This is a genomic window from Frondihabitans sp. PhB188, assembly GCF_003752365.1.
GTDB lineage: Bacteria > Actinomycetota > Actinomycetes > Actinomycetales > Microbacteriaceae > Frondihabitans.
On record NZ_RJUO01000004.1, the window covers coordinates 560,647 to 585,753 of the forward strand.

At 69.1% G+C, this 25,107-nt stretch carries 24 protein-coding genes; 12 read left to right on the forward strand and 12 right to left on the reverse strand.

What is annotated here, in order from left to right:
* Positions 1–67: 67 nt before the first annotated feature.
* Positions 68–931, reverse strand: coding sequence for an NAD(P)H-binding protein (locus EDF46_RS14840; RefSeq protein ID WP_123507063.1), 864 nt, complete (start codon positions 929–931; stop codon positions 68–70).
* A 103-nt stretch (positions 932–1,034) separates the two neighbouring features.
* Here EDF46_RS14840 and EDF46_RS14845 point away from each other — a divergent pair, with 103 nt between their 5' ends.
* Positions 1,035–1,793, forward strand: coding sequence for a TetR/AcrR family transcriptional regulator (locus tag EDF46_RS14845; protein WP_123507064.1), 759 nt, complete (start codon positions 1,035–1,037; stop codon positions 1,791–1,793).
* A 179-nt stretch (positions 1,794–1,972) separates the two neighbouring features.
* Here EDF46_RS14845 and EDF46_RS14850 read toward each other — a convergent pair whose 3' ends face one another.
* The 5 genes from EDF46_RS14850 to phoU all read right to left on the reverse strand — a co-directional run bounded on the left by EDF46_RS14850 (position 1,973) and on the right by phoU (position 8,261).
* Complete coding sequence (locus EDF46_RS14850) at positions 1,973–3,082, reverse strand: sugar-binding protein (RefSeq protein ID WP_123507065.1); 1,110 nt, start codon at positions 3,080–3,082, stop codon at positions 1,973–1,975.
* A gap of 135 nt (positions 3,083–3,217) precedes the next feature.
* Positions 3,218–4,543 carry a multiple monosaccharide ABC transporter permease gene (gene mmsB / locus EDF46_RS14855; RefSeq protein WP_123507066.1) on the reverse strand — a complete coding sequence of 442 codons (1,326 nt, stop codon included), beginning with the start codon at positions 4,541–4,543 and terminating at the stop codon, positions 3,218–3,220.
* Positions 4,540–6,084 (reverse strand): multiple monosaccharide ABC transporter ATP-binding protein, encoded by a 1,545-nt coding sequence (gene mmsA, locus EDF46_RS14860; protein WP_123507067.1) that lies wholly within the window; start codon positions 6,082–6,084, stop codon positions 4,540–4,542. The genes mmsB and mmsA overlap by 4 nt, the downstream gene beginning before the upstream one ends.
* A gap of 204 nt (positions 6,085–6,288) precedes the next feature.
* Positions 6,289–7,500, reverse strand: a complete 1,212-nt coding sequence (locus EDF46_RS14865) for an ROK family transcriptional regulator (RefSeq protein ID WP_233580050.1) — start codon at positions 7,498–7,500, stop codon at positions 6,289–6,291.
* Between the two features lie 107 nt (positions 7,501–7,607).
* Positions 7,608–8,261, reverse strand: a complete 654-nt coding sequence (gene phoU / locus EDF46_RS14870) for a phosphate signaling complex protein PhoU (RefSeq protein ID WP_123507069.1) — start codon at positions 8,259–8,261, stop codon at positions 7,608–7,610.
* A 235-nt stretch (positions 8,262–8,496) separates the two neighbouring features.
* On the opposite strand from phoU, the gene EDF46_RS14875 reads away from it, so the two are divergent.
* From EDF46_RS14875 to EDF46_RS18050, 3 genes are read left to right on the forward strand one after another with little or no spacing between them, the layout of a single operon-like run.
* Complete coding sequence (locus EDF46_RS14875; RefSeq protein WP_123507070.1) at positions 8,497–9,651, forward strand: cell wall metabolism sensor histidine kinase WalK; 1,155 nt, start codon at positions 8,497–8,499, stop codon at positions 9,649–9,651.
* 1 nt (position 9,652) lies between these two features.
* Complete coding sequence (locus tag EDF46_RS14880) at positions 9,653–10,336, forward strand: response regulator transcription factor (RefSeq protein ID WP_123507071.1); 684 nt, start codon at positions 9,653–9,655, stop codon at positions 10,334–10,336.
* 53 nt (positions 10,337–10,389) lie between these two features.
* The gene (locus tag EDF46_RS18050; protein WP_148061229.1) at positions 10,390–10,662 is read left to right on the forward strand and encodes a hypothetical protein; all 273 of its coding nucleotides are present in this window, start codon (positions 10,390–10,392) and stop codon (positions 10,660–10,662) included.
* A gap of 167 nt (positions 10,663–10,829) precedes the next feature.
* Here the strand turns inward: EDF46_RS18050 and EDF46_RS14885 are convergent, their stop codons facing one another.
* The gene (locus EDF46_RS14885; protein WP_123507072.1) at positions 10,830–11,354 is read right to left on the reverse strand and encodes a hypothetical protein; all 525 of its coding nucleotides are present in this window, start codon (positions 11,352–11,354) and stop codon (positions 10,830–10,832) included.
* A gap of 125 nt (positions 11,355–11,479) precedes the next feature.
* Here EDF46_RS14885 and EDF46_RS14890 point away from each other — a divergent pair, with 125 nt between their 5' ends.
* From EDF46_RS14890 to rlmB, 4 genes are all read left to right on the forward strand, one after another.
* Positions 11,480–11,962 carry a CarD family transcriptional regulator gene (locus EDF46_RS14890; RefSeq protein ID WP_123507073.1) on the forward strand — a complete coding sequence of 161 codons (483 nt, stop codon included), beginning with the start codon at positions 11,480–11,482 and terminating at the stop codon, positions 11,960–11,962.
* On the forward strand, positions 11,956–13,152 hold the full coding sequence (gene ispD, locus EDF46_RS14895; protein WP_123507074.1) for a 2-C-methyl-D-erythritol 4-phosphate cytidylyltransferase: 1,197 nt from the start codon (positions 11,956–11,958) through the stop codon (positions 13,150–13,152). Before EDF46_RS14890 ends, ispD begins: the two co-directional genes overlap by 7 nt.
* Positions 13,153–13,223: 71 nt before the next feature.
* Positions 13,224–14,642, forward strand: a complete 1,419-nt coding sequence (gene cysS / locus EDF46_RS14900) for a cysteine--tRNA ligase (RefSeq protein ID WP_123507075.1) — start codon at positions 13,224–13,226, stop codon at positions 14,640–14,642.
* Positions 14,639–15,676: a 23S rRNA (guanosine(2251)-2'-O)-methyltransferase RlmB gene (gene rlmB / locus EDF46_RS14905; protein WP_123507076.1), complete on the forward strand. Its 1,038-nt coding sequence runs from the start codon at positions 14,639–14,641 to the stop codon at positions 15,674–15,676. The genes cysS and rlmB overlap by 4 nt, the downstream gene beginning before the upstream one ends.
* A 110-nt stretch (positions 15,677–15,786) precedes the next feature.
* On the opposite strand, the gene EDF46_RS14910 is transcribed toward rlmB, so the two are convergent.
* Positions 15,787–17,088 carry a DUF4032 domain-containing protein gene (locus EDF46_RS14910; RefSeq protein ID WP_123507077.1) on the reverse strand — a complete coding sequence of 434 codons (1,302 nt, stop codon included), beginning with the start codon at positions 17,086–17,088 and terminating at the stop codon, positions 15,787–15,789.
* 82 nt (positions 17,089–17,170) lie between these two features.
* A complete protein-coding gene (locus tag EDF46_RS14915; protein WP_123507078.1) occupies positions 17,171–18,271 on the reverse strand; it encodes an ABC transporter ATP-binding protein in 1,101 nt (366 codons plus the stop codon).
* 302 nt (positions 18,272–18,573) lie between these two features.
* Here EDF46_RS14915 and EDF46_RS14920 point away from each other — a divergent pair, with 302 nt between their 5' ends.
* Together EDF46_RS14920 and EDF46_RS14925 are read left to right on the forward strand one after the other, a co-directional pair.
* Positions 18,574–19,539, forward strand: a complete 966-nt coding sequence (locus EDF46_RS14920; protein ID WP_158614267.1) for a thioredoxin domain-containing protein — start codon at positions 18,574–18,576, stop codon at positions 19,537–19,539.
* Between the two features lie 63 nt (positions 19,540–19,602).
* Positions 19,603–20,781 carry an AI-2E family transporter gene (locus EDF46_RS14925; protein WP_233580051.1) on the forward strand — a complete coding sequence of 393 codons (1,179 nt, stop codon included), beginning with the start codon at positions 19,603–19,605 and terminating at the stop codon, positions 20,779–20,781.
* 34 nt (positions 20,782–20,815) lie between these two features.
* Here the strand turns inward: EDF46_RS14925 and EDF46_RS14930 are convergent, their stop codons facing one another.
* Together EDF46_RS14930 and EDF46_RS14935 are read right to left on the reverse strand one after the other, a co-directional pair.
* Positions 20,816–21,745, reverse strand: coding sequence for an ROK family protein (locus EDF46_RS14930; protein ID WP_123507130.1), 930 nt, complete (start codon positions 21,743–21,745; stop codon positions 20,816–20,818).
* A 98-nt stretch (positions 21,746–21,843) separates the two neighbouring features.
* Positions 21,844–22,221, reverse strand: coding sequence for a DUF5997 family protein (locus EDF46_RS14935; protein WP_199738294.1), 378 nt, complete (start codon positions 22,219–22,221; stop codon positions 21,844–21,846).
* 98 nt (positions 22,222–22,319) lie between these two features.
* On the opposite strand from EDF46_RS14935, the gene EDF46_RS14940 reads away from it, so the two are divergent.
* The gene (locus EDF46_RS14940; protein ID WP_158614268.1) at positions 22,320–22,964 is read left to right on the forward strand and encodes a LysR family substrate-binding domain-containing protein; all 645 of its coding nucleotides are present in this window, start codon (positions 22,320–22,322) and stop codon (positions 22,962–22,964) included.
* Between the two features lie 58 nt (positions 22,965–23,022).
* Positions 23,023–23,778: an SDR family oxidoreductase gene (locus EDF46_RS14945; protein ID WP_123507082.1), complete on the forward strand. Its 756-nt coding sequence runs from the start codon at positions 23,023–23,025 to the stop codon at positions 23,776–23,778.
* 56 nt (positions 23,779–23,834) lie between these two features.
* Here the strand turns inward: EDF46_RS14945 and EDF46_RS14950 are convergent, their stop codons facing one another.
* Complete coding sequence (locus EDF46_RS14950) at positions 23,835–25,070, reverse strand: MFS transporter (protein ID WP_123507083.1); 1,236 nt, start codon at positions 25,068–25,070, stop codon at positions 23,835–23,837.
* Positions 25,071–25,107: the final 37 nt, after the last annotated feature.

A 25,107-nucleotide genomic window follows, 5' to 3' on the forward strand; every position in this document is an offset into this window, starting at 1 on the left:
CGCAGGAATCGGCCCCCGCCGTCGCACCCCGACGGCGGGGCCGCTCGCGTCTCCGCCGGCGCCCCGCCTAGTGCCCCTGGGGTGCCGGGGCGGCCAGCACGTCGCGCACCGTGACCGGCTGGCGCCCGAGCAGCTCGCCGAGCAGGGGATCGGTGCCGGCGAAGAAGCCCAAGTCGGCAGCCTCGTACATGCCCAGCATGAATCGCGCCAGGAACTCCGGCTGGCCCGCTGCCACCTGACGGGCGACCCACTCCTCCGGGTCGACCACGCGGGTCGTGACCTCGCGGCCGGTCAGCTCGGAGGCGATCGCGGCGACCTCGACGAAGGTGGGGGCGGCGCTCGCCGTGATCGTGACGAGGCCCTCGCGCGGAGTCGCCGCGGTCAGGATATGCGCCGCAGCCTCGGCCGCGTCGCCGCGCGAGGTCCACGAGACGGGTCCGTCGGCGGGCACCTCGATCACTCCGGTCTCGCGCCAGGGGCCGAGCAGCCAGGCGAGGCTGTGGGCATAGAAGCCGTTGCGGAGCGAGGTCCATGCAACGCCGGACTCGGCGAGGAGCTTCTCGGTCGCGTAGTGATCGCGGCCCGGGCCGAATGGGGTATCGGCGGCGGCGCCCTGGTGGCTCGTGTAGAGGATCCGGCCGACGCCCGCGGCTGCGGCGGCGCCGATGGCCGTGCGCTGCAGCTCGACGGCATCGGCGCGGGGGTCGCTGGACGACACGAGCAGCAGCTGATCGGCGGCGTCGAACGCGGAGGGAAGCGACTCAGCGTCGGCGTAGTCGCCGCGGCGCACGTCGATGCCGAGGTCGGCGAAGCGCTGGGCTTTCGCGACGTCGCGCGCGACGACTGCGAGCTCGGCGGCGGGAACCCTCGTGAGCAGCTGGTCGACGGTCGCGCCGTTCAGCGCGCCGGTGGCTCCGGTGATGACGATCATGGGTGTGCCTCTCGTGCGTTCGACGAATCACCGTTATCGATGAATACCGTGGAACGCTACCAGCGGAAACACAGTGATAGCAAGACTGCGTTATCGTCGATTCATGACCGAGACCGCCAAGGCCAGCGACCGTGCCGATACACGCACCCGGATCGTCGACGTGGCTGCCCGGCTGCTCCGCGACGAGGGGCCTGTCGCCGTCACGACGCGGGGTGTGGCCCAGGCCGCGGGCGTCCAGGCCCCGACCATCTACCGGATCTTCGGCGACAAGGAGGGCCTGCTCGAGGCCGTCGCCGAGACGGTCATGGAGGAGTTCGTCTCGGCTAAGGCGGCGGTCGTGGCCGATGCCGAGGCCGGCGACATCGATCCGCTCGTCGACCTTCGCGCGGGCTGGACGGCTCAGCTCGAGTTCGGACTGTCGAGCCCGGCCCTCTTCTCCCTGCTCAGCGACCCGTTGCGGGTGCGCCACTCGCCGTCCGCGAAGGCCGGGCAGCGCGTGCTCGAGGCGAGGCTCCACCGCGTAGCGCTCACCGGGCGGCTCCGCGTCAGCGAGAGCCGCGCCGTCGACATGATCAGCTCGGCGGGCGTCGGCGCGATCACCACGACGCTGGCGCGCGGCCCGGTCGGCGACGAACGGGCCAGCGTCCTCGAGCGCTACGACCTCGGCACCGCCGATGCGATGTACGAGGCCGTGCTGGCTCAGATCCTGACCGACGCGCCGGCGGGCCCGCCCGCAGACGCAGGCGTCCTGGCCGCTGCGGTGGCCCTGCGTGCTGTCGCGCCCTCGCTCGAGTCGCTGTCGGTGCCGGAGCGCGAGCTGCTGGGCGAGTGGCTCGACCGCGAGATCGCCGCGCGGCAGTAGGGGGCGCTTCGCGGGTGCCCGCCGGAACGGGCAGGCCTCCGGGGGTGAGCCCGAACGGAGGAGTACCCGCCGATGACGGCTCAGCTGATCGACGGCAGGGAGTTCCTGCGCCCGCGCCTCGACGCAAGGACCCCCGCCCGGCCGAAGCCGAGCGGGGGTCCTGTGCGAGCCGGGAGGTGTTACTGACCGGCCTTGGCCAGCGCCTCGAGGGTCGAGTTGTTGGCGTACTCCTTCACCGCGTTGTCCTTGGTGATGAGGATCGGGGTCAGCTCGATGGCCGGAACCGTCTTGACGCCGTTGTAGTTGTTCTTCTTGTCGAGCACCGTCTTCGGCTTGTCGCCCTTCGAGAGGGTGGTGACGAGGTCGACCGCGGCCTGAGCCTCGGTGTCGGTGTTCTTGTAGATGGTCGAGTACTGCGTGCCGTTCATGATGAGCGGGATCGACGCGGTCTCGGAGTCCTGACCCGTGACGACCGGGTTGGGCTTTCCAGCGGACTTCGTGGCCTGCAGGATCGCACGGCCCAGGGTGTCGTTGGGGGAGAGGACGCCGTCGAGCTTCGTCGAACCGGAGTAGTCGGCCTGGAGCAGGTTGCTCATGCGCGACTGGGCGTTCTGAGCGAGCCAGCCCTGCGTCGAGACCTGCTTGAAGGTGGTCTGCTTCGAGACGACCTTGAGCGTGCCGTCGTCGATCTTCGGCTGGAGCACGTCCATGGCGCCGTTGAAGAACACCGGGGCGTTCGCGTCGTCGGGCGAACCGGCGAACAGCTCGATGTTGTACGGGCCGTCGCCCTTCAGCTTGGCGAGACCGTCGAGGAGCGCCTGGCCCTGCAGCTGGCCGACCTTGAAGTTGTTGAACGCGACGTAGTAGTCGACGTTCTTCGTGCCGGTGATGTTGCGGTCCCATGCGATGACGGGGATGCCGGCGTCCTTGGCCTGCTTGACCTGGGTGCCGAGCTGCGAGCCGTCCTGGGCGGCGATGATGATCGCCTTGTCGCCCTTGGTGACCATGCCCGAGATCTGGTTCTGCTGGTCGGTGACCGTCGACGAGGCGGCGGCGTACTGCACGTCGGCCTTGAAGCCGGCGGCGGCGAGCGACTTCTCGAACGCGGCCTTGGCGAGCACCCAGTTCTGCGAGGTCTTGGCGGGCAGCGCGACGCCGATGGTCGAGCCCTTGGGGATGTCGACCGACGAACCCGAGTCCGAGCCGCCGCGGGCGGTTCCGGAGCACGAGGTCAGCGTGACGACGGTCAGAGCAGCGACCGCGAGGCCGCCGATGAGCTGTTTCTTCATTGAAAGGCTTCTTTCATTTCTGTGGTGGTGTGCGCCTGGGCGCACGTGGTGTGGGTGCTGGTGCATCCGGTGCTGTGGGACGAGTGGTGCATCCCGTGTTTCTGCTGGTGCCTGAGGGGCCTGCGAGTGCGCCGCTCAGGGAAGCAAAACCTGTGAGTCCTGGTCGATCGACTGCGGCTGCGCGCCGGAGCCCTTCAGGCCGCCGGACGTGGGTCCGTCGTCCTTCTTGTTCTTGCGACCGAAGCCGCGGGTCAGGTAGCCGGTGATCGACGGGCGGCCCTGAGTCTTGTTGTAGACGTCGAACGCGACGGCGATCAGGAGGACGAGACCGCGGATGATCTGGACCAGGTTGGTGTCGATGCCCTTGAGCGAGAGGCCGTTAGCCAGGAACGCGAGGACGAGACCACCGATGATCGAGGCGACGACGGTTCCGACGCCACCCGCGACCGCGGCTCCACCGACGAAGACGGCGGCGATCGCGTCGAGCTCCCAGCCGGTTCCGTCAGCCGGGCCGGACGAACCCGAGTAGCCGACGAACACCATGCCGGCGACGGCGGCGAGCACCGACATGTTGAGCATGACGAGGAAGTTGACGCGGCGCGAGTTGACGCCCGAGAGGACCGCGGCGTTCGAGTTGCCGCCGACTGCGTAGAGGTGGCGGCCGAAGGTGGTGGTGTTCGTGACGAAGCCGTAGATGATGACGAGCACGCCGAGGATGATCGCGACGATCGGGACGGACGTGTTGGGGCGACCCGAGGCGAACAGGATGGTGGCGTAGGCGGTGACGCCGCCGAGCACGACGATGCGGACGATGCTGGTCCACAGCGGAGCCGGCTGCGCGCCCATCTTGACGCGGTTGTTGCGGGCACGGAATTCGAAGATGACGATCGCGACGATCGTGACGATGCCGAGGAGCAGGGTGCCGTTGCTGAAGCCGGTGTTGGGGCCGAAGTCGCTGATGTAGCCGTTGCCGATGTTCTGGAAGTCGTCGGGCACCGGCACGGCGGTCGAGTTGCCGATGGCCTGGTTGGCGCCTCGGAAGATCAGCTGACCGGCGAGGGTCACGATGAACGCGGGGACTCGCACGTAGGCGACCCAGAAGCCCTGCCATGCGCCGACGAGCACGCCGACCACGAGGCCGAGGATGATCGCGGCCCACCACGACCAGTGCCAGACCGCCATGGCCTGCGCCACGATGATGCCGACGAACGCCGCGACGGAGCCGACCGACAGGTCGATGTGACCGGCGACGATGACCATCACCATGCCGATGGCCAGGATCAGGATGTACGAGTACTGCTGGAAGACGTTGATGACGTTTCCGGGAGCGAGGGTGTTGCCACCGGTCCAGATCTGGAAGCCGATGATGATCACGATCAGCGCGATGATCATGCCGTACTGGCTGATCCCGCCCCCCTTGTTGCCGAGGATGCTGTCGATGTTCTTCTTGATGTTCGTCATCGAACCGTTGTCCTTTTCGAGGTCATGCTCACCATCAGCGACTCGGGGTCGGCCTCGGCTGCGGTCAATTCATTGGTGATGGAGCCTTCGAAGATCGTGTAGATGCGATCCGAGAGGCCGAGGAGCTCCGGGAGCTCGGAGGAGATGAGGATCACGGCTTTGCCCTGGGCCGCGAGGTCCTGGATGATGCCGTAGATCTCGAACTTGGCGCCCACGTCGATGCCGCGGGTCGGCTCGTCGAGGATCAGCAGGTCGGGGTCGGTGAACATCCACTTGGCGAGGACGACCTTCTGCTGGTTGCCGCCCGACAGCTTCGAGACGCCCTGGTCGACGCTCGAGGCCTTGGTGCGGAGGCTGCGGCGGTAGCGCTCGGAGACCTCGTACTCCTCGACCGAGGAGACGACGCCGTTGTGCGTGATCTTGGGGAGGCCCGCGGCGACCGTCGATCGCTTGATCGTGTCGAGCAGGTTCAGGCCGAGGGCCTTGCGGTCTTCGGAGACGTAGCCGATGCCGTTCTTGATGGCGTGGGCCACCGTGTCGGTGCGGATCTCGCGGCCGTCCTTGTAGACCTCGCCCGACACGAAGGTGCCGTACGAGTGGCCGAAGATGCTCATCGCGAGCTCGGTGCGGCCGGCGCCCATGAGGCCCGCGAAGCCGACGATCTCGCCGCGGCGGACGAAGAAGTTCTCGTTCTTGCAGACGAGGCGCTCGGGGTCGAGCGGGTGGCGCACCGTCCAGTTGGTGACCTCGAAGAACTTCTCGCCGATGTTCGGCGTCCGGTCGGGGAAGCGGCTCTCGAGCGAGCGGCCGACCATGCCGCGGATGATGCGGTCTTCGTTGACGCCGTCGGCCTTGACGTCGAGCGACTCGATCGTCTTGCCGTCGCGGAGGATCGTGATGGTGTCAGCGATCTGCTCGATCTCGTTCAGCTTGTGGCTGATCATGATCGAGGTGATGCCGCGGGCCTTGAGGCCGACGATGAGGTCGAGGAGGTGCTGCGACTCCTGCTCGTTGAGCGCGGCGGTGGGCTCGTCGAGGATGAGCAGCTTGACGCTCTTGTTGAGGGCTTTCGCGATCTCCACGAGCTGCTGCTTGCCGACGCCGAGCGATTTGATCTTCTGGTCGGGGTTCTCGGTGAGTCCGACGCGGGCCAGCAGGTCTTTCGCCGTGCGCTGGGCTTCGATCCAGTTAATGACGCCGCGCTTGCCGGGCTCGTTGCCGAGGAAGATGTTCTCGGTGATCGACAGCTCGGGGATGAGCGCGAGCTCCTGGTGGATGATCACGATGCCTGCGGCCTCGGACTGCTTGATGCCCGAGAACTGGGCGACCTGCGACTCGTAGACGATGTCGCCCGAGTACGTCCCGAAGGGGTAGACGCCCGAGAGGACCTTCATCAGGGTCGACTTGCCTGCACCGTTCTCGCCGCAGATCGCGTGGATCTCGCCGGCCTTCACGGTCAGGTTCACGTCAGAGAGGGCCTTCACACCAGGGAACTCCTTGGTGATCGAGCGCATCTCGAGGATGGTTGGTGAACCAGCCATTGTGCACCGCCATTTTTCTAAAGACATCGTTGTCGGGTTGAGCTTCGTCGCCCCGCTGGCCACTTGGCCCGGGATCACAGTAGGCCGATCCGGCGCTGGCGTCAAAAGGTTAACGCAACGAATTTGTAACGGCTTCACGAACCTCTGCCATTGGGAGCGCTCACATTCGGTCTACTCCCGTTGCGGCCTGAAGGCGAGCAAGGTTCAGATAACGCGGACTGCCGCCTGGTGGAAGACCAGGGCCGCGGCGCCCAGCGCCTCGCCCCGATCGTCGAGCGTGGAGGCCACGATCTCGGTCGCGTCGCGGACCAGTGGCAGGACGTGACGCGCGAAGGAGCGCGAGATCGGCTCGAGGAGGGTGTCGCCGAGCACGGCCAGGGGGCCGCCGAGCACGATCACCTCCGGGCTGATGATGCTGGCGAGGTCGCCGACCACGCGGCCGATGAGACGGCCGGCATCCTCGATGACGCGCAGGGCCGCCACGTCGCCCGCCTGGACCGAGGCGACGAGCTGCTCCGTCGACTGGATGGGCGTGACGGTGCCGAGCCGGTCGAGCATCGCGGTGATCGAGGCCTCTGCCTCGAGGCAGCCGCGGTTGCCGCAGCGGCAGGCCTGACCGTCGGGCACGACCTGCACGTGCCCGACCTCGCCGGTCACGCCGGTGGCCCCGTTGAACGGCTGCCCGTTCAGGATGAGCCCGGCGCCGATGCCGGAGCCCACCTTGAGGTACACGAGATTGCGGGTGCCGCCGTAGAGCCCCCAGATCGTCTCGGCGACGCTGCCGAGGTTGGCGTCGTTGTCGAGCACGACTGGGACGCCGAGGCGGTCCTCGAGCTCGACGACCACGTCGACGAACGCCCACTCGGCCCAGACGGTGCCGATCACGGGCATGAGGTCGCGGCGGTCGATCGATCCCGGGATGCCGACGCCGACACCCGAGAGCGCCTCCCACGAGACCCCCGTCTGCTCCATCAGGCGAGTGAGGACCTGCTTGGCGACGTCGAAGCCGTGGCGCGGATCGTACTTCTGCTCGAGGACGACGTTCTCCTCGGCCGCGATCGTGTAGTCGGGGTAGACGAGCACGACCCTGAGGTGCCGGCGGCCGAAGCCGATCCCCGCGGCGACCGTGCCGTTCTGGGTGATGAGCTGCACCGACACCGCTCTGCGGCCGGAACTGGTCGTCGGGGTGAGACTGACCATGCCGTTCTTCGCCATGTACGTGACGATGTTCGAGATGGTCGCGGTGCTGAGTCCGGTGCGGCGGGCGAGATCCGCCTGAGTAGATGCCCCGACGCGCATGAGCGTCTCGACGACACGCTGCTGATTGCGCTTGCGGAGGGAGGTCTGCGAGCCGGGACTCTGCCCGGCAGGCGGGAACTGCCTGCGGTCCGCCGGTGGACCTTGGAGATTTGACACGCTCGAATCATTGCCCTCGAAATGACTGTCGTCAAGACTTGAACGCAAACCGAGACGCAACTGAAAAGGGCCTCGAGCAGTGCTCGAGGCCCCCTTTTCTCGCGGACCTAGACCTCGGCGCCGACCCAGTCGCCGGTCGCGAGGTACTGGACCTTCTTGGCGATCGAGACCGCGTGGTCGGCGAAGCGCTCGTGGTAGCGGCTGGCCAGCGTGGCGTCGACAGTGTCGGCCGGAGCGCCCTTCCAGGTCTCGCCGAGCACCTTGTCGAAGACGCTCAGGTGCAGCTCGTCGATGCGGTCGTCGTCGTTGCGGATCTCCTCGGCGAGACGCATGTCTTCGGTGGTGAGGAGCTCGGTGAGCTTCTTCGCGATCGCGACATCGAGCTGGCCGAGCTCGGTGAACGTGGGGCGGAGGCTCTTCGGCACGACCTTCTCGGGGAAGCGGTAGCGGGCGAGCTGGGCGATGTGCTCGGCCATGTCGCCCATGCGCTCGAGCGAGGCCGAGATGCGGAGAGCGCTGACGACGATGCGGAGGTCGCGGGCGACCGGCTGCTGGCGGGCCAGGATGTCGATGGCGAGCTCGTCGAGGCTGATGGCGAGGGAGTCGATCCGCTCGTCGTCCACGATGACCTGCTCGGCCAGGCTGACGTTCGACTCGCCGAACGCGCGCGTGGCGTTCTCGATCGAGACGGCAACCATCGACGAGATCTCTACGAGCCGCTCCTGGACCTCCTGGAGCTCTAGCTGGAATACCTCGCGCATTGTCTTGGTCGACCCTTTCGTTGCGGCATGCCGCATGGTGCGGGGCGTCCTGGTTCAGGACGCGCCCGTCAAGAATTATCTGTCTCGATCCGCAGAATCTCGCCCGCGCAGTGTGACCGAGCCTCCACCGCCCAGGTTAACGACCGGTGAGCCGCAGGAGAACAGTCTCCAACCTAGTGCGGCCGCCGACACCGCGGCACTGGCGGTCCACCTGCTGTTCACTAACCTGAGAACCATGTACTCCCCCTGGCTGGTGCCGATCTCCCTGGCATTCGGCATCGTCATCGGCGCGGGGCTCGTTCTCCTGATCTTCTTTGCGGCCGAACGCGGTCGTCGGGCTCGTGCTCTCAGCGACGTGTCCCTTCCCGATGGCGTCGGCGCCATTCTCGACGCGCTCGACACCGCCGGCTTCGTCGTCGATCCGTCGAACAACGTCCAGAAGGCCTCCGCGATGGCTATCGCCCACGGCCTCGTCGCGATGCAGCAGGTGTCGCACTCGGAGATGGTCGACCTCATCGAGCGGGCGCGGCTCTCGGAGGACCCGGTGACCGAAGACCTCCTGATCGCGCGCACCCTCCGCCAGGAGACCGACCTGCGGATGCATGTCCGGGCCGCCCGGCTCGGTACGCGCTACGTACTGGTCCTCGCTCAGGACAACACGGAGTCGCACCGCCTCGAGGAGGTCCGTCGCGACTTCGTGGCGAACATCAGCCACGAGCTCAAGACTCCGATCGGCGCGGTCGGCCTCCTGGCCGAGGCCCTCGAGCAGGCCGCCGACGACGAGGAGCAGGTGCGCTACTTCGCCAAGAGCCTCACTCGCGAGTCGCTCCGACTCGGACGCCTGACGCAGGACATCATCGAGCTCTCGCGCCTGCAGGCGGTCGATCCGCTGTCCGAGCCGTCGATCGTCGACATCCGCACAGTCATCCGGGCGGCCGTCGAGCGCAATCGCGTCGAGGCTGACGCGCGAGGGATCGAGATCCTCGCCCGCGGCGGCAAGAAGGCCACCGTGGTCGGCAACGCCGATCAGCTGGCCATGGCCGTCCATAACCTCGTGGCGAACGCCGTCCACTACTCGCCCGACGGCTCGCGGATCGGCATCGGGGCGACAATCACCGACCAGGGGATCGTCGAGGTCGCGGTCACCGACCAGGGCGACGGCATCTCCGATGCCGATCGCGAGCGCATCTTCGAGCGCTTCTACCGGGTCGACCCTGCGCGGTCGCGTCGCACCGGCGGCACCGGCCTGGGCCTCGCGATCGTCAAGCACGTGGTGCAGAATCACGGCGGCGACATCCGCCTGTGGTCGCAGCTCGGCTCCGGATCCACCTTCACCATCCGTCTTCCCGAGGCCTCAACGGCCACGGTCCCCGTCCGAGGAGACAACTGACATGCCCACCCACATCCTGATCGTCGAAGACGAAGAATCCCTGAGCGAGCCCCTCGCGTTCATCCTGGAGCGTGAGGGCTACCAGATCACGGTCGCCGACGACGGCCCCAAGGCGCTCGCGGCGTTCGACCGGGAGGGCGCCGACCTCGTGCTGCTCGACCTGATGCTGCCGGGACTGCCGGGCACCGAGGTCTGCCGCGAGCTGCGCAACCGCTCGCAGGTGCCGATCGTCATGCTGACCGCCAAGGACAGCGAGGTCGACATCGTGGTGGGGCTCGAGCTCGGCGCCGACGACTACGTCACCAAGCCGTACTCGACGCGCGAGCTGCTGGCTCGCATCCGGGCCGTCCTTCGCCGCCGCGTCGACCTCGAGGAGCTGAGCGACTCGACCCTGACCGCCGGCGAGATCTCGATGGACGTCGAGCGCCACGTCGTCACGGTCCGCGGCACGGACATCGCCATGCCGCTGAAGGAGTTCGAGCTCCTCGAGCTGCTCATGCGCAACGCTGGCCGCGTCCTGACCCGCGGTCAGCTCATCGACCGCGTCTGGGGGTCCGACTACTTCGGCGACACCAAGACCCTCGACGTGCACATCAAGCGCATCCGCTCGAAGATCGAGTCCGTCCCCTCCGAGCCCAAGGCGCTCGTGACGGTCCGCGGTCTCGGCTATCGCATCGAGGCCTGACGTTTCACATGTGTATTCTTTGAGCGCCGTAGGGGCGACGCTAGGAGAAATGCATGAAGAAATACATGGCCGCTGTAGTCACGGCTACTACGTGCGGGCTGATGCTCGCCACTGGGGCAACAAGTGCTCGGTCGGCCACGGCCGGAGGGGGATTGCAGGCGGCTGATCCCGTCCTGCAGCAGCTCGAATCGCTTGGAGGGCTGCAGACACGCGCTGAAATTGATGCGATGACAGGCACGGGCCGGCCCGTCACCGTCCTTGTCGACCAAGATGGCACGTACGTGTCCGCCGTCGAGACCGCTGCCGTCTCGCCCTTCGCTCAGTGATCGTGTCCCGCTATCGGCGGGGGTTCGTCGGCTTCGGGGCGTCTCCGGAGACGCGCCGAAGCTGACGGGCACCCGCCCAATCATCTGAGCGCGCACAGCGCAGGAGGACGAAGGCCCCCACCGCGAGGTGGGGGCCTTCGTGAGAAGTGCGGGGGGTGGGCTGATCGCTACGGAGTCGGCGTCGCCGAGTCGGTCGGCACGACGTCATTGGTCGCGACCGGCGACGGGAGGAGCGTCGCGTACTCGGCGAACGAGCCGTCGAGCACGGGCACCTTGAGGTCTTTGCCGGTGGACGAGCCGTACTGGATGTAGACCTTGAGGAGGGAGCCGGCCTGCTCGCCGATGCCGTTCATCAGGATCTGCTCGTCACCGCCCTGCGTGCCGCGGCTGACGGTCTCGCCGGCCGGGACGTCGACGCTCACGGTCTTCGGCGACCCGAGCGACTCGTACTGGATCTTCACGTTGGCGTCGGAGGAGCCCTCGTTGAGCAGCGTGACGCTGAGGCTGGCCTCGTCGCCGTTGTCGGTGAACACGATCGCGTTGCGGACCTCGACGTCGCCGACGTTGATGCTGACCCCGTCGCTCGCGTCGTAGTGCTCGGTGGTGGCCTGGGGGCTGATGAAGTTGCAGCCCGCGGTGAGGACCATCACGGCTCCGGCAATGACGACGGCTGCCGTGGTGCGTGCTCTCACAGGTTCCTCCAGAACGGGTTTCGAATGCTCTCCCAGCCTAGCCTAGAGCGGCCCTCGTCGATGTCACGGGCGGGTCTGGTAGGGCGCCCGCATGGTAATCTGGGCCACCGGAACGGAGCCCCAGCATGCAGTTCGAGGTCGGCGAGACCGTCGTCTATCCGCACCACGGTGCGGCAGAGATCACGGCTGTGAAGACGCGCGTCATCAAGGGCGCAGAGAAGCTGTACCTCACCCTCAAGGTCACGCAGGGCGACCTCGTCATCGAGGTCCCGGCCGAGAACGTCGACCTGGTGGGCGTCCGCGACGTCATCGGCCGCGAGGGCGTCGAGCAGGTGTTCGACGTGCTGCGCGCTCCCTTCACCGAAGAGCCCACGAACTGGTCGCGTCGCTACAAGGCGAACGTCGAGAAGCTGGCCTCCGGCGACGTGATCAAGGTCTCCGAGGTCGTCCGCGACCTGTGGCGCCGTGACCACGACAAGGGCCTCTCCGCCGGCGAGAAGAGCATGCTCGCGAAGGCGCGGCAGATCCTGGTGTCCGAGCTCGCCCTGGCCGAGAACACCGACGAGGCGGCGGCCGAGACCGTCCTCGACGAGGTCCTCGCATCGTAGGCGAAGCTCCGAGCCGCGCGGTCGTCGTCGTCGCCGCCGGCAGCGGCACCCGCCTGGCGCAGGGGCTCCCGAAGGCGTTCGTCGAGGTCGCCGGCCGCACGATCCTCGAGTGGTCGATCCGCGGCATCCTCCGGTGCCCGGTGCCGTACCAGATCGTCCTCGTCGTCCCGCCGAGCCTGACGACCCGGGCGCAGGAACTCGCCGCCACCACCGCCGGCCACGCCGCCCCGCTCGTCACCGTCGTCGCGGGCGGCCCCTCCCGCCAGGCCTCCGTGGCGGCCGGCCTCGCCGCCGTCGCCCCCGCGGTCACCACCGTCCTGGTTCACGATTCAGCGCGCTGCTTCACGCCGCCCGCCCAGTTCGAGGCGGTCGCCCTGATGGTCGAGCAGACGGGTGGGGGCGTCGTTCCCGGGCTCCCCGTCAGCGACACGATCAAGCGCATCACATCCTCGGGCCTCGTCGCCGAGACCGTCGACCGGTCGGAGCTCGTCGCGATGCAGACGCCTCAGGGCTTCCCGCGGGCGGCGCTCGACGCCGCGTACGCCGAAGCGGAGGTCGACCACACCGACGACGCGGCCCTCTTCTCCGCCGCCGGGCACGACGTCGTCGTCGTCGAGGGCTCGCACGACGCGTTCAAGATCACGACGCCGTGGGACTTGCAGCGAGCCGAGATGCTCGCCGGGGGCAGTGCGGTTCCTGCGCCCGATGCCCCTGTCGAGCACCGTGTGGGGGTGGGGATCGACGTCCATGGTTTCGACGCCGACCAGACGCTTCGCCTCGGCACGCTCGACTGGCCGGGCGAGCCCGGGCTGGCGGGGCACAGCGACGGCGACGCGGTCGCGCACGCCATGGTCGACGCGATCCTGTCGGCAGCCCGGCTGGGCGATATCGGGTCGCGGTTCGGAACGGCCGACCCGCGCTACGCCGGTGCGTCGGGCGCCGTCTTCCTGGAGGGCACGCTCGAGCTGCTCGCCGAGGCCGGAGCCCGGATCGTGAACGTGTCGGTGCAGGTCGTCGGCAATCGCCCGCGCCTCGCCGCTCGCCGCATGGAGATGGAGGCGGCGCTCACCGCGATCGTCGGCGCTCCCGTCTCGGTCTCGGCGACGACGACCGACGGCCTCGGGTTCACCGGCCGCGGCGAGGGCGTGACCGTCATCGCGACGGCGCTCGTCGAGGTCGCCGCCCGCTGAGCGGTCCATGCCGGCGCTGGCTCGGCTTGCCGGCGCTGACTCGCGAGCCGCACGCCGATTAGGCTGTGGCGGTGACCATTCGCCTCTACGATTCCCGCGCGCAGTCGATCACCGACTTCGTCCCGCTCGTCGACGGTGAAGTGGGCCTGTACGTCTGCGGCCCGACGGTGCAGTCGTCGCCGCACATCGGCCACCTCCGCTCGGCTCTCGTCTACGACCTGTGGCGCCGCTGGTTCACCTACCGCGGGCTGCGCGTCACGCTGGTGCGCAACGTGACCGACATCGACGACAAGATCCTGAACCTCGCCGCCGACACCGCGGAGGAGTGGTGGGCGCGCGCCTACCGCTACGAGCTCGAGTTCACCGCCGGCTACACGGCGCTGGGCATCCTGCCGCCGACCTACGAGCCGCGCGCGACGGCGAGCGTCTCCGAGATGCAGGCCATCGTCGCGACTCTCATCGAGCGAGGCCATGCCTACCCGGCGCCCGACGGCTCGGGCGACGTCTACTTCGACACGGTCTCGTGGCCGACCTACGGCGCACTGACCAATCAGAAGCTCGACGACATGGTGTCGGCGACCGACGCCGATCCGCGCGGCAAGCGCGACCCGCGCGACTTCGCGCTCTGGAAGGGCACCAAGGCCGGCGAGCCCGAGTCGGCGAGCTGGGAGTCGCCGTGGGGCCCGGGCCGCCCGGGCTGGCACATCGAGTGCTCCGCCATGTCGAAGCGCTACCTGGGCGCCGCATTCGACATCCACGGTGGCGGGCTCGACCTGCGCTTCCCGCACCACGAGAACGAGCTGGCGCAGTCGACGGCCGCGGGCGACGACTTCGCGCACCACTGGATGCACAACGGCCTCGTGAACGTCGACGGCCAGAAGATGTCGAAGTCGCTGGGCAACTCGATCTTCGCATCGGAGTTCCTGGCCATGGCGCGCCCCATCGTCGTCCGCTACTTCCTCGCCGCGGCGCACTACCGCTCGACGATCGACTACCACGACGGCGCCCTCGAAGAGGCCGAGGCCGCACTCGACCGCGTCGAGGTGTTCCTCGGCCGGGCCGGTCGCCGCCTGGCCGGCACCCGCTTCGTCGGAGTCGGCAGCCGGGTCGTGTCCGACGCCTTCGCCGAGGCCATGGACGACGACCTCAACGTGCCCCAGGCCCTCGGCGCCCTGCACGACAGCGTCCGCCGCGGCAACGCGGCCCTCGACGACGACGACCTCGACACCGCCGCGCGCGAATGGCAGCACACCCGTGCCATGGTGGAGGTCCTCGGGCTCGACCCGTACGCTCCCGAGTGGAGGGGGTCCGACGAGGGCGCCGCGCACACCGCGCTGGCCACCCTGGTCGACAAGCTGCTCGAGGCTCGCAACAGCGCCCGGGCCGCCAAGGATTTCGCGAACGCCGACCGCATTCGAGCCGACCTGGCCGCTGCGGGCATCACGATCGAAGACAGCCCCTCGGGGTCGCATTGGAGTCTTGAACAATGAAGAACACGTCAGGTGAGCGCAAGGGTCGCCCGGGCGCCGTCCGCCAGGGCGGCAAGGGCAAGCAGGTCGGGTCCGGCGGCCAGGGTCGCCAGGCCCTCGAGGGCAAGAAGCCCACGCCGAAGGCCGAAGACCGTCCGTACCACCCCGCCGGAAAGCGCAAGGCGGCGCAGGATCGCCTGGCCTCCGCCCGCGGCAAGGCCGGCAGCCAGGCTGAGCGTCCGATCCGCACGGCCCGGACCGCCGTCGACCGCACCGTTCCGCCGCGCTCGAAGAAGGCCTCCGACGACAGCGAGATCGTGACCGGCCGCAACTCGGTGCTCGAGGCCCTGCGCGCGCGCATCCCGGCGTCGACGCTCTACATCGCCGCCCGCCTCGAGATGGACGACCGCGTCAAGGAGGTGCTGACGCTGGCCACCCGTCGCGGCATCCCCGTGCTGGAGGTCATGCGCCCGGAGCTCGACCGCCTCACCGGCCCCGACTCGGTGCACCAGGGTCTCGCGCTCAAGGTGCCGCCTTACGAGTACGCGCACCCGATGGAGCTGCTCGAGCAGACGCGTCGCCGCGGTCAGAAGCCGCTGTTCGTCGCGCTCGACGGCATCACCGACCCGCGCAACCTCGGCGCGATCATCCGCTCCGTCGCGGCGTTCGGCGGTCAGGCCGTCATCGTGCCCCAGCGCCGCAGCGTCGGAGTGACCGCGTCGGCGTGGAAGACGTCGGCGGGTGCCGCTGCCCGCGTCCCGGTGGCCATGGCGTCGAACCTCACGCAGACCCTGAAGTCGTTCAAAGAGGCGGGCGTGTTCGTGCTCGGCCTCGACGGCGGCGGCGACGTGCAGCTCCCCGGGCTCGAGCTCGCCGATCAGCCCCTCGTCATCGTCGTCGGCTCGGAGGGCAAAGGTCTGTCGCGCATCGTCACCGAGACCTGCGACGCCATCGTGTCCGTGCCGATCACCGCTGCGGCCGAGAGCCTCAACGCCGGTATCGCCGCCAGCGTCACCCTCTACGAGATCAGCAATCTGCGGGCCGAACGCAAGTAGCCCCGTACATTCACGGAGATTCTGCCTGCGCCGGGCCGGTCGTGCCGACCGGGCTAGCGGCCGGCCGAGAGACTCCGTGAATTTCGGGGCGGGGGCGAGTTCCTGCGCCCTCAGACCTTGCTGCGCCAGTCCTCCTCGGCCTCGGCAGCCTGCGCGTTCTCTTCCTGGATGGCCACGGGGAGGGTGATGGCGCCCGTCGGCGGCGCGATCACCATCTGCTCGTCGCGGCGGTGCCGCAGCACGTCGTTGACGTAGGAGGTCAGCGCCTCGGCGATCGGCACGTCGCGGTTCTCGGCCTGCGACTGGTACCAGCGGTGCTCGAGCAGCTGGTGGAAGATCTCGGCCGGCTCCAGGCGCCCGCGCAGGTCGCGCGGGATCGACCGGATGACCGGCTCGAAGACGCGGGCGGCCCACTCGTGCGCCACCATCTCTTCATCGAGCTCGGCGCGGTTGTTCTTCGAGCGGTACGAGTCGAGGTCGTTCAGCAGGCGGCGGGCCTGGTTCTCTTGGGCGTCGAGCCCGGTGAGCCGGAGCAGGCGCCGCGAGTGGTGCCCGGCGTCGACGACCTTGGGCTGGATCCGCACCTGCGTGCCGCCCTCGGTGGTCTTGATGGCGAGCTCCTCGATGTCGAAGCCGAGGTCGTTCAGGCGCTCGACGCGGTCGTTGATGCGCCAGCGCTCGGAGTTCGAGAACGTCTCCGTGCCCGTCAGCTCGACCCAGAGGCTGCGGTACTTGGCGACGATGCCGTTCGACACCTCGACGGCGTCGAGGTCTTCGTCGAGACGGTCGCCCGCCTCGAGGTCGAGCAGCTCGCCGGCGATGTTGACGCGCGCGACCTCGAGGTCGTTCTCGCGCTGGCCGTTCGAGAGGCCGCCGGGGTAGAGCTTGCCGGTCTCGGCGTCGACGAGGTAGGCGGCGAAGGCGCCGGCGTCGCGGCGGAAGAGCGTGTTGGAGAGCGAGACGTCGCCCCAGTAGAAGCCGATGACGTGCAGCCGCACGAGCAGCAGCGCCAGCGCGTCGACAAGGCGGGCCGCCGTGTCGGGGCGGAGCCTCTGCGAGTAGAGCGCGCGGTAGGGGAGCGAGAACTTGAGGTGGCGCGTGACGAGCACGGGGTTGAGCTCGTTGCCGTCTCCATCGCGACGGTTCGTGATGACGGCGAGCGGGTCGACGCACGGGATGTCGAGGCGCTGCAGCGTGCGGAGCATCTCGTACTCGCCGCGGGCCATCTCGCCCGACGTCTCCTTGATGGCGATCACGTAGCCGCTCAGGTACGCGAAGCGCACCAGGTGCCGCGAGATGCCCTTGGGCAGGGTGGCGATGGCGTCTTCGGGCCAGACGTCGAGGGGGAGGTCCCAGGGGAGGTCGAGGAGAGCCGGGTCGGCGGTGGCCGAGGTGATGTTGAGCGAGGTCACGGGGGTCCGTTCGAGGGGAAACGAGCAAGGCCCGCCGGTGCCGATGAAGGTCGGCGACGACGGGCCATGCGGTGAAGCGAGATTACGCGGAGACGACTGCCTTGTCGCCGAGGCGGAGGCCCGACTCGGTGTCGAAGACGTGCAGGTGGTGTGCCTGCGGGGTGATGTAGACAGTGTCGCCGGCGCTGGCGTGCGAGCGGCCGTCCACGCGGGCGACGATGTCGGCGCGCTGGCCGTTGACGTCGGCGTGACCGTAGAGGTAGCCGTCGGCACCCAGCTCTTCGACGACGTCGACGGCGACCTTCAGGCCCTCGCCCGTGGTCGAGACGACGACGTCCTCGGGGCGGACGCCCACGGTGACGTTCTTCTGCGTGGCCTGCGACAGGATGTCGCGCTCGACGGATGCGACGCTCGTTCCGAACTGGACGCCGCCGTCGACGATGTCGGCCGGAAGCAGGTTCATCGCGGGCGAGCCGATGAAGCCGGCGACGAACACGTTGTCGGGCTTCTCGTACAGGTCGCGGGGGGTGCCGACCTGCTGGAGGACTCCGTCTTTCAGGACGGCGATGCGGTCGCCCATGGTGAGCGCCTCGGTCTGGTCGTGCGTGACGTAGACCGTGGTGACGCCGAGACGGCGCTGGAGGGACGCGATCTGCGTGCGCGTCTGGACGCGGAGCTTGGCGTCGAGGTTCGACAGCGGCTCGTCCATGAGGAAGACCTGGGGCTGACGCACGATGGCGCGGCCCATGGCGACGCGCTGACGCTGACCACCCGAGAGGGCCTTCGGCTTGCGGGCCAGGTAGGGCTCGAGGTCGAGGAGCTTGGCGGCCTCGAGGACGCGGGTCGCGCGCTCGTCCTTGCCGACGCCGGCGATCTTGAGCGCGAAGCCCATGTTCTCGGCGACGGTCATGTGCGGGTACAGCGCGTAGTTCTGGAACACCATCGCGATGTCGCGGTCTTTCGGCGGCACGTCGGTGACGTTGCGGTCGCCGATGAAGATGTCGCCCGAGTTGACCTCTTCGAGGCCGGCGAGCATGCGGAGGGTGGTGGACTTGCCGCAACCCGAGGGGCCGACGAGCACGAGGAACTCGCCATCGGCGACCTGCAGGTCGATCTGGTCGACTGCAGCGCGGGTCGAGCCCGGGTAGAGGCGGGTTGCTTTTTCGAACGTCACTGACGCCATGATGTTTCTCCTTCACCGGCAGGTACGTGCCGGACGATCCGTTGTGAATGGATGACTATCACCGAGGCAATCCACGGTGATGGCCTCGCTCATTATGGCAGTCCGAACCGTCCCGTACACCCCCCGGACGGGGGTAGAACGAATTCGCCCCTCGTCGCCGCTTGGACTTTTCCCAGCGGATCCTCATAACCTGGAGGATGTCGGCCTCGTCCGGCCATTCCCTCGACGGCTGTTCACTGATCGCTCGTCGATCCCCAGCATCTGCGTCGCCGCTTCTCGGCCGCGCTCGGAGAACCTGTTCCATGACTGACAACGACAACGGCTCGCCTTCCGGATCCGGTCGACCCTCGCGCGGCGACCGCCGCCAGGTGGCACGCGAGAAGGCACGGCTGGCCCGAGCTCGGCAGAAGGCCCGAGCGCGACGGGGCCGCTGGGCCCTCATCGCCGGCGTCGCGGTCGTCGTGGTCGCGCTCATCGTCGGCGTCGGCTACGCAGTCGTCAGCTCCGTTCCCGATGCGGCGACGAACCCGCGCAACATGGCCGGCAACGGCATCACCATCGGCAAGGGGCTGAAGCTCGTCTCGGGCGATTCGACCACGACGTCGGCGTCGGCCGATCCCACGTCGACAGCGACCGCCGGAAGCGCCGACACGGTGAAGATCTCCATCTACCTCGACTACCTCTGCCCCGTCTGCGGAGGCTTCGAGAAGGCCAACAACGACTACATCAAGGGCCTGGTGCAGTCGGGCGCCGCGACCGTCGAGTACCATCCGATCGCCATCCTGACGAACTCGTCGCTCGGCACCAAGTACTCCCAGCGTGCAGCCGCGTCGGCAGCCTGCGTAGCGACGTACTCGCCCGACTCCTTCTTCGACTTCAACACGGCGATGTTCGACCGCCAGCCTGAAGAGCAGACCGCGGGGCTGACGAACGCGCAGCTCGTCACCCTGATCAAGGGCGTCTCCGGTATCACCGACACCGACAAGATCCAGAAGTGCGTCACCGATCAGACGTACGCGCCGTGGGTCCTGACCGCGACGCAGCAGGCGCTCACCGGCCCGCTCGACGGCACCGACGTGAAGAAGGTCGCCGGTACGCCGACCGTCCTCGTCAACGGCCAGCAGTACAAGTACACGACGCCGTTCACGAACGAGGAGTTCAGCAACTTCATCGTGACCGCGGCCGGCAACAGCTACACCGACACCGCGACGGCGACGCCGACCCCGACGCCGACTCCGACTCCGACCAAGTCGAGCAAGAAGAAGTAGGTCCGGGCGGCCGTCGGCGACCGCCGGTACGGTTACCGGACGACGACGAAAGCAGAAGACCACGTGGGCCTTTTCGATGCAATCCTTCCGCGCCGCAGCGGGGCCGAAGACACACGGCCACCCGAACCCCTCGACAAGCAGCGTGCCCTGACATGGTCGGCGCAGCGCACCATCTGGTCCGACGCGTTCGGCCGACTCGCGACCCGCAGCCTCCAGATCATCCTGGTGGTGATCGTCGCCGCCGGCCTCGTCTTCGCGATGACACAGCTCAGCCTGGTCGTCATCCCGGTGATCCTGGCGCTCATCATCGCGTCGGCCATGTACCCGCTGCTCGACCTCATGCGCCGCCACGGCGTCCCCTCGATCCTCGCGACCTGGATCGCCCTCGTCGCGATCGTCGTGGTGCTCGGCCTCGTCGTCTGGCTCATCGTGAACGCGATCCAGAACCAGGTGGGGGAGCTCGTCGACTCGGCGACCCAGGGCATCGCCCAGCTGCAGGACTTCGCCAAGAACGGCCCCTTCCACATCAGCGACAAGCAGATCCAGACGGCGCTCGACTCCCTGGTCGACTTCGTCCAGAGCAGCACGTTCACCAGCGGCGCCTTCGCGGGCGTCTCGGCCGCGACGAGCTTCGTCACGGGGCTGGCTCTCTTCGTCGTCGTGCTGTTCTTCTTCATGAAAGACGGCCCGAAGATCTGGGCCTTCCTCGAGCGTCCCTTCACGGGCGAGCAGTTCGAGCGTGCTCAGCGGGTCGGCCAGAAGACGGTCTCCACGTTCGGCGGCTACGTCCGCGGCACTGCCACGGTCGCTCTGGTCGACGCCATCGGAATCGGCATCGGCCTCTTCGCGCTGCAGATCCCGCTGGCCCTGCCGCTGTCGGTCATCGTCTTCCTCTCGGCGTTCATCCCGCTCGTCGGCGCGACCGTCGCCGGCGTCCTGGCCGCGCTCGTGGCCCTCGTCGCCGCTGGCTTCTGGCCCGCCGTGATCGTCGTGATCATCGTCGTCGCGGTCAACCAGCTCGAGGGCAACTTCCTCCAGCCGGTCGTCATGGCGCGCTCGCTGTCGCTGCACCCGCTGGTCGTCCTGATCGCCCTGACGGCCGGCACGATCATCGGCGGAATCGTGGGCGCCGTCCTCGCGGTGCCGATCGCCGCCGTCGCCTGGGGCATCATCACCGTCTGGAACGGCGATGAGAATCCCGCAGAATTCGCACGCCAGAAACGCGCCGAACCCAAGATGTGACGGGGCTCGGGGGCGCACGCTGCCGAGCTGTGGACTAGCCGAGCAGGTGGGCCTGGTGCACGAGAGCGGCCGCCCCGATGAGCGGGCTCTCGTCGGAGAGACCCGAACGGACGACCCGGATCCGCGTGGCGTACGGGTTGTACGCGGCCTCGTCGATCACGGCGCGCACGAGGTCGAGGTAGTCGGGGCTGACCCGAGAGAACCCGCCGCCGACGGCCACGACATCGAGGTCGAGCAGCGTCGTCACCGACGTGATGGCCTCGCCGAGCGCGGTGGCGGAGCGGCGCACGGCGGCGACGGCCAGCTCGACGCCGGCCGCATAGTCTCGGGCCAGGTCTTCGCCTCGGGAACCCGACCACCCGAGTTCCTGCGCCCATCTCACGGTGTGCGGGCCGGACGCGAGCACTTCGAGGGTGACCGACTCCGACGACTCGCCCTCGGGGCGCGTGCGCACCTGCAGCTGGCCGATGTGACCCGCGTTGCCGGTGCCGCCCGAGAGCAGGCGGCCGTTGACGATGAGGCCGCCGCCGACGCCTGTCGACACGGTGATGGCGAGGGCGTTGTCGATGCCCTGCGTGGCGCCGACCCAGTGCTCGGCGAGGGCGAGGCTGACCCCGTCGAGGCGGAGGGTGACCGGAGCGCCCGGCCCGACGAGCGAGGCGACCAGCTCGACGATGGGGTAGCCGCGCCAGGCCGGGAGGTTGATGGGCGAGACCGTTCCGGCGGCGAGATCGACCGGGCCGGCGCTGCCGATGCCCGTGCCGAGGATCACGGCGCCCTCGGGCAGGGCCGCGAGCGCGTGCGCGACGACGGCTCTGACCGCATCCGCGAGCTCGTCGGACGTCGACCCGTGCCCCGTCGGGCGACGATCTCGGCTGCCGTCGAGCAGCTGCCCGTCGGCGTCGACGAGGGCGGACTCGACCTTGGTGCCGCCGATATCGACGGCCAGCGCGTACTGACTCACGGCCACAGACTAACGGACGCCATGACAACGTGAGACATGCCCGAGGCGCCGACCTTCAGGACCCGGGGGGCGCCGATCTCCCGAGGAGAGCCGCGGGGCTACTCGCCCTCGGCCGCTCGCTTCGCCGCACGCTCTTCGTCGCGCTGGCGGATGCGGATCTCCTCGTCGCGCACCTGCGCGAGGTTGTAGCGTTCCTGAGAGAGCCAGAACGGCATCTCCTCGAGCAGCGCCTGGATCTCGTCGGTGGTGAGGGCGTCTTCGACGCCGCCGCGGGCCAGGCCCGAGATGGTGATTCCGAGCTTGCGAGCGACCTCGGGGCGAGGGTGCGGCCCGGTACGGCGCAGCTCGACGAGCCACTCCGGCGGGTCGCTCTGCAGATCGGCGAACTGCTCGCGGGTCACCGGGGCGTCCTGGAACTCCTGGGGCGTCGCCGGCAGGTGCACTCCGAGCTTCTTGGCGGCGGTGAAGGGCTTCATGGTCTGCGACGCGCGCGACTTCGTGGTCGGAGCCGTCTGAGCGGTGTCCGGCTGATCGCTGTTCTCGGTGGTCATTGCCCCAGGGTAGCCTTTCGGGCGTGGAGCTCCGTATCGCGTTCGTGCCAGGGGTGACCCTCGGCAAGTGGTCGCGCATCTGGGAAGAGCGCTACCCCGACGTCCCGCTCGTCCTGATCGCTGCAACGGCGCAGGAACTCGAGACGGCCCTGACCGAGGGCCAGGCCGACATGGCCTTCGCCCGCCTTCCGCTCCGGGGCTCCGGCCTGCATGCCATCCCCCTCTACGAGGAGCTCCCGTTCGTCGTGCTGCCCCGCGAGCACGTCCTCGCCGACGACAAGCTCGTCGCGCTCGCCGATCTCGAGGGCGAGACCCGGTTCGACCTCGACCCGACCCTCGACCTCGACCAGGCGGTGGGCGTCGTCGCGACCGGCACGGGCGTCGCCGTGATGCCCCAGTCGCTCGCTCGTCTCTACGGTCGCAAGGGTGCCGTGAACCGGCAGGTCGACGGGCTTCCGCCGACGACCATCGCCCTCGTCTGGCCGGAGGGCGACCAGTCGGACGCCATGGGCGACTTCATCGGCGTCGTGCGAGGCCGCACCGCGAACAGCTCGCGCGACCGCGCCCCCGTCGAGGAGCCGGCTCCGGCGAAGCCCGCGCGAGCGCCTCGACCGGCGGCGAAGCCCCGCAAGTTCGTGCCGCGCCCGTCGCGCAAGCGCCGCCGCTGAGCCCTCGCCGCCGGTAGTCAGGCAGCCTGGCAGGATGGCGGCCTGGCAGGATGGCGGCATGACGAAGACGTCCCGAACAGTCCTGCTCACCGGCGCCGGCCGCCGCGAGAACATCGCCGCCGCGACAGCGCTGGGCCTGGCCGAAGACGGCTGGGACCTCGTGCTGGTGACCAACGCCGCCTACGAGGAGCGGATGCGCTGGGGCTCCCGGCCGGATGATGTCCCCGCCCTGGTCGCCGACATCGAGGCGCTCGGCCGCCGGGCCGTCGTCATGGAAGCCGACCTCGCCGATGCCGCAGACGCGTCGACGCTGGTCGACCGGGCGGCCGCCGCCCTCGCGCCGATCGACGCGATCGTGCTGTCGCACTCCGAGAGCGTCGACTCCGGGATCCTGGACACGACCGTCGAGGCGTTCGACCGCCACTTCGCCGTGAACGTCCGGGCGGCGTGGCTGCTGATCAAGGGCTTCGCCGAGCAGGTGACCGGCCCCGGCGGGCGAATCGTCGCCCTCACCAGCGACCACGTCGTCGACAACATGCCGTACGGCTCGAGCAAGGGCGCCCTCGATCGCATCGTCATCGCCGCGGCGCGCGAGCTCGGGCACCTCGGCATCTCGTCCAACGCGCTCAACCCCGGCCCGATCGACACCGGGTGGATGGACGACGAGACGAGGGAGGCCCTCACCGCCCGCCAGCCCACCGGCCGCCTCGGACGGCCGTCCGACACGGCCGACCTGGTGCGCTTCCTGCTGTCGCCGCAGGGGGCCTGGGTGTCGGGGCAGCTCATCACGAGCAACGGCGGCTTCTCGGTCTGACGGCGTGGATGCCGTGCGCTCGGAGGGCGGCTGCGGGTCGGCGGGCAGTTCCTGCTCTAAGCCTTCGAGCGGTCGAGCCGGCGCACCCGCGGGCTCACGGCGACCGCGGCTGCCGCCAGGAGCACGAGGGTGCCGAGACCGCAGAGAGTGAGCGGTGCGCCGATCAGGCCGACGACCGGGCCGACCACGAGCTCGCCGACGGGCATTCCCGCCAGCGAGGCGAGCGTGAGGCAGGCGTAGGCGCGGGCCAGGTACGGGCGGGGCACCTGGCGCTGGATCATCACGTCGAGCGGGACGGTGAAGATCTCGAGCCCGATGCTCGCGCCGGCCAACGCGACGCTCAGCCAGAAGAACCAGTGCAGCGGGTCGATCACGACCGGGTCGACCGTCAGGATGAGCGCGAGGACTCCGAGGGGGAGCGCCATGCCGGCGACGCCGAGGGTCGCGGTGGCCAGACGCAGCCGGCCGCGCAGGTTGCCGGCCACCACTGCTCCCACGACGAGGCCGACGGTCTGGACGGCTCCGGCGAAGCCCCACAGCGACCGGCCGAACGAGGCGTCGGCGGCAAAAGGGCCGAGCACCTGCACGCCCCCGGCGAAGGCGAACTGGGCGACGAAGAGGAGAGCCAGCGTCGAGCGCAGCCAGCGGGTGCGGAGGACGAACGCGATGCCCTCGCGGAGGTCGTGCGCGAACGAGCCGCCGCGGATCGCTCCCAGCGCTCGCCGGGGGAGGCCCGCGAAGACGGGGATGGCGGCCGTGAAGAGCAGAGACCCCACCGCCAGCGCGATCTCGGGCGAGAGCATGTCGACCAGCTCGCCGCCGAGGGCCGTGCCTGCGACGAGGCCGATGTTCATGCCGAGCCGGTTGAGGATCGTCGCGTCGCGGAGCTGCTCGGCCTCGACGACGTCGCGGAGCAGCGCCCCCGTGGCCGGAGCGAAGAACGCCGAGCCGGCGCCGCTCACGGCCGCGGCTCCGGCGAGCAGCGGCAGGCTGGCGTCGCCGGTCGCGAGAAGCAGCGCCGGCGCGGCGAGCGAGGCCGCCGACACGGCGGAGGCCGTCACCGCCACCGCCCACTTCGGTGCCCGGTCGGCCACCGCTCCGCCGAACAGCACGAGAAGGACGTTCGGGATGGACCGGCACGCGATCACGATGCCGAGCACCGTGACTCCGGCACCCAGGTCGATAGCGGCGAACACGATCGCCACCGGCCCGACACCGCTGCCGACCCACGACAGGAGCCGGCCCCACCAGAGCGCTCGGAAAGCCGGGCGGCGCAGCAGCGACCAGTTCATCGGCGCCGGGATCTGCTGCGAACCGCACCGGTCGCAG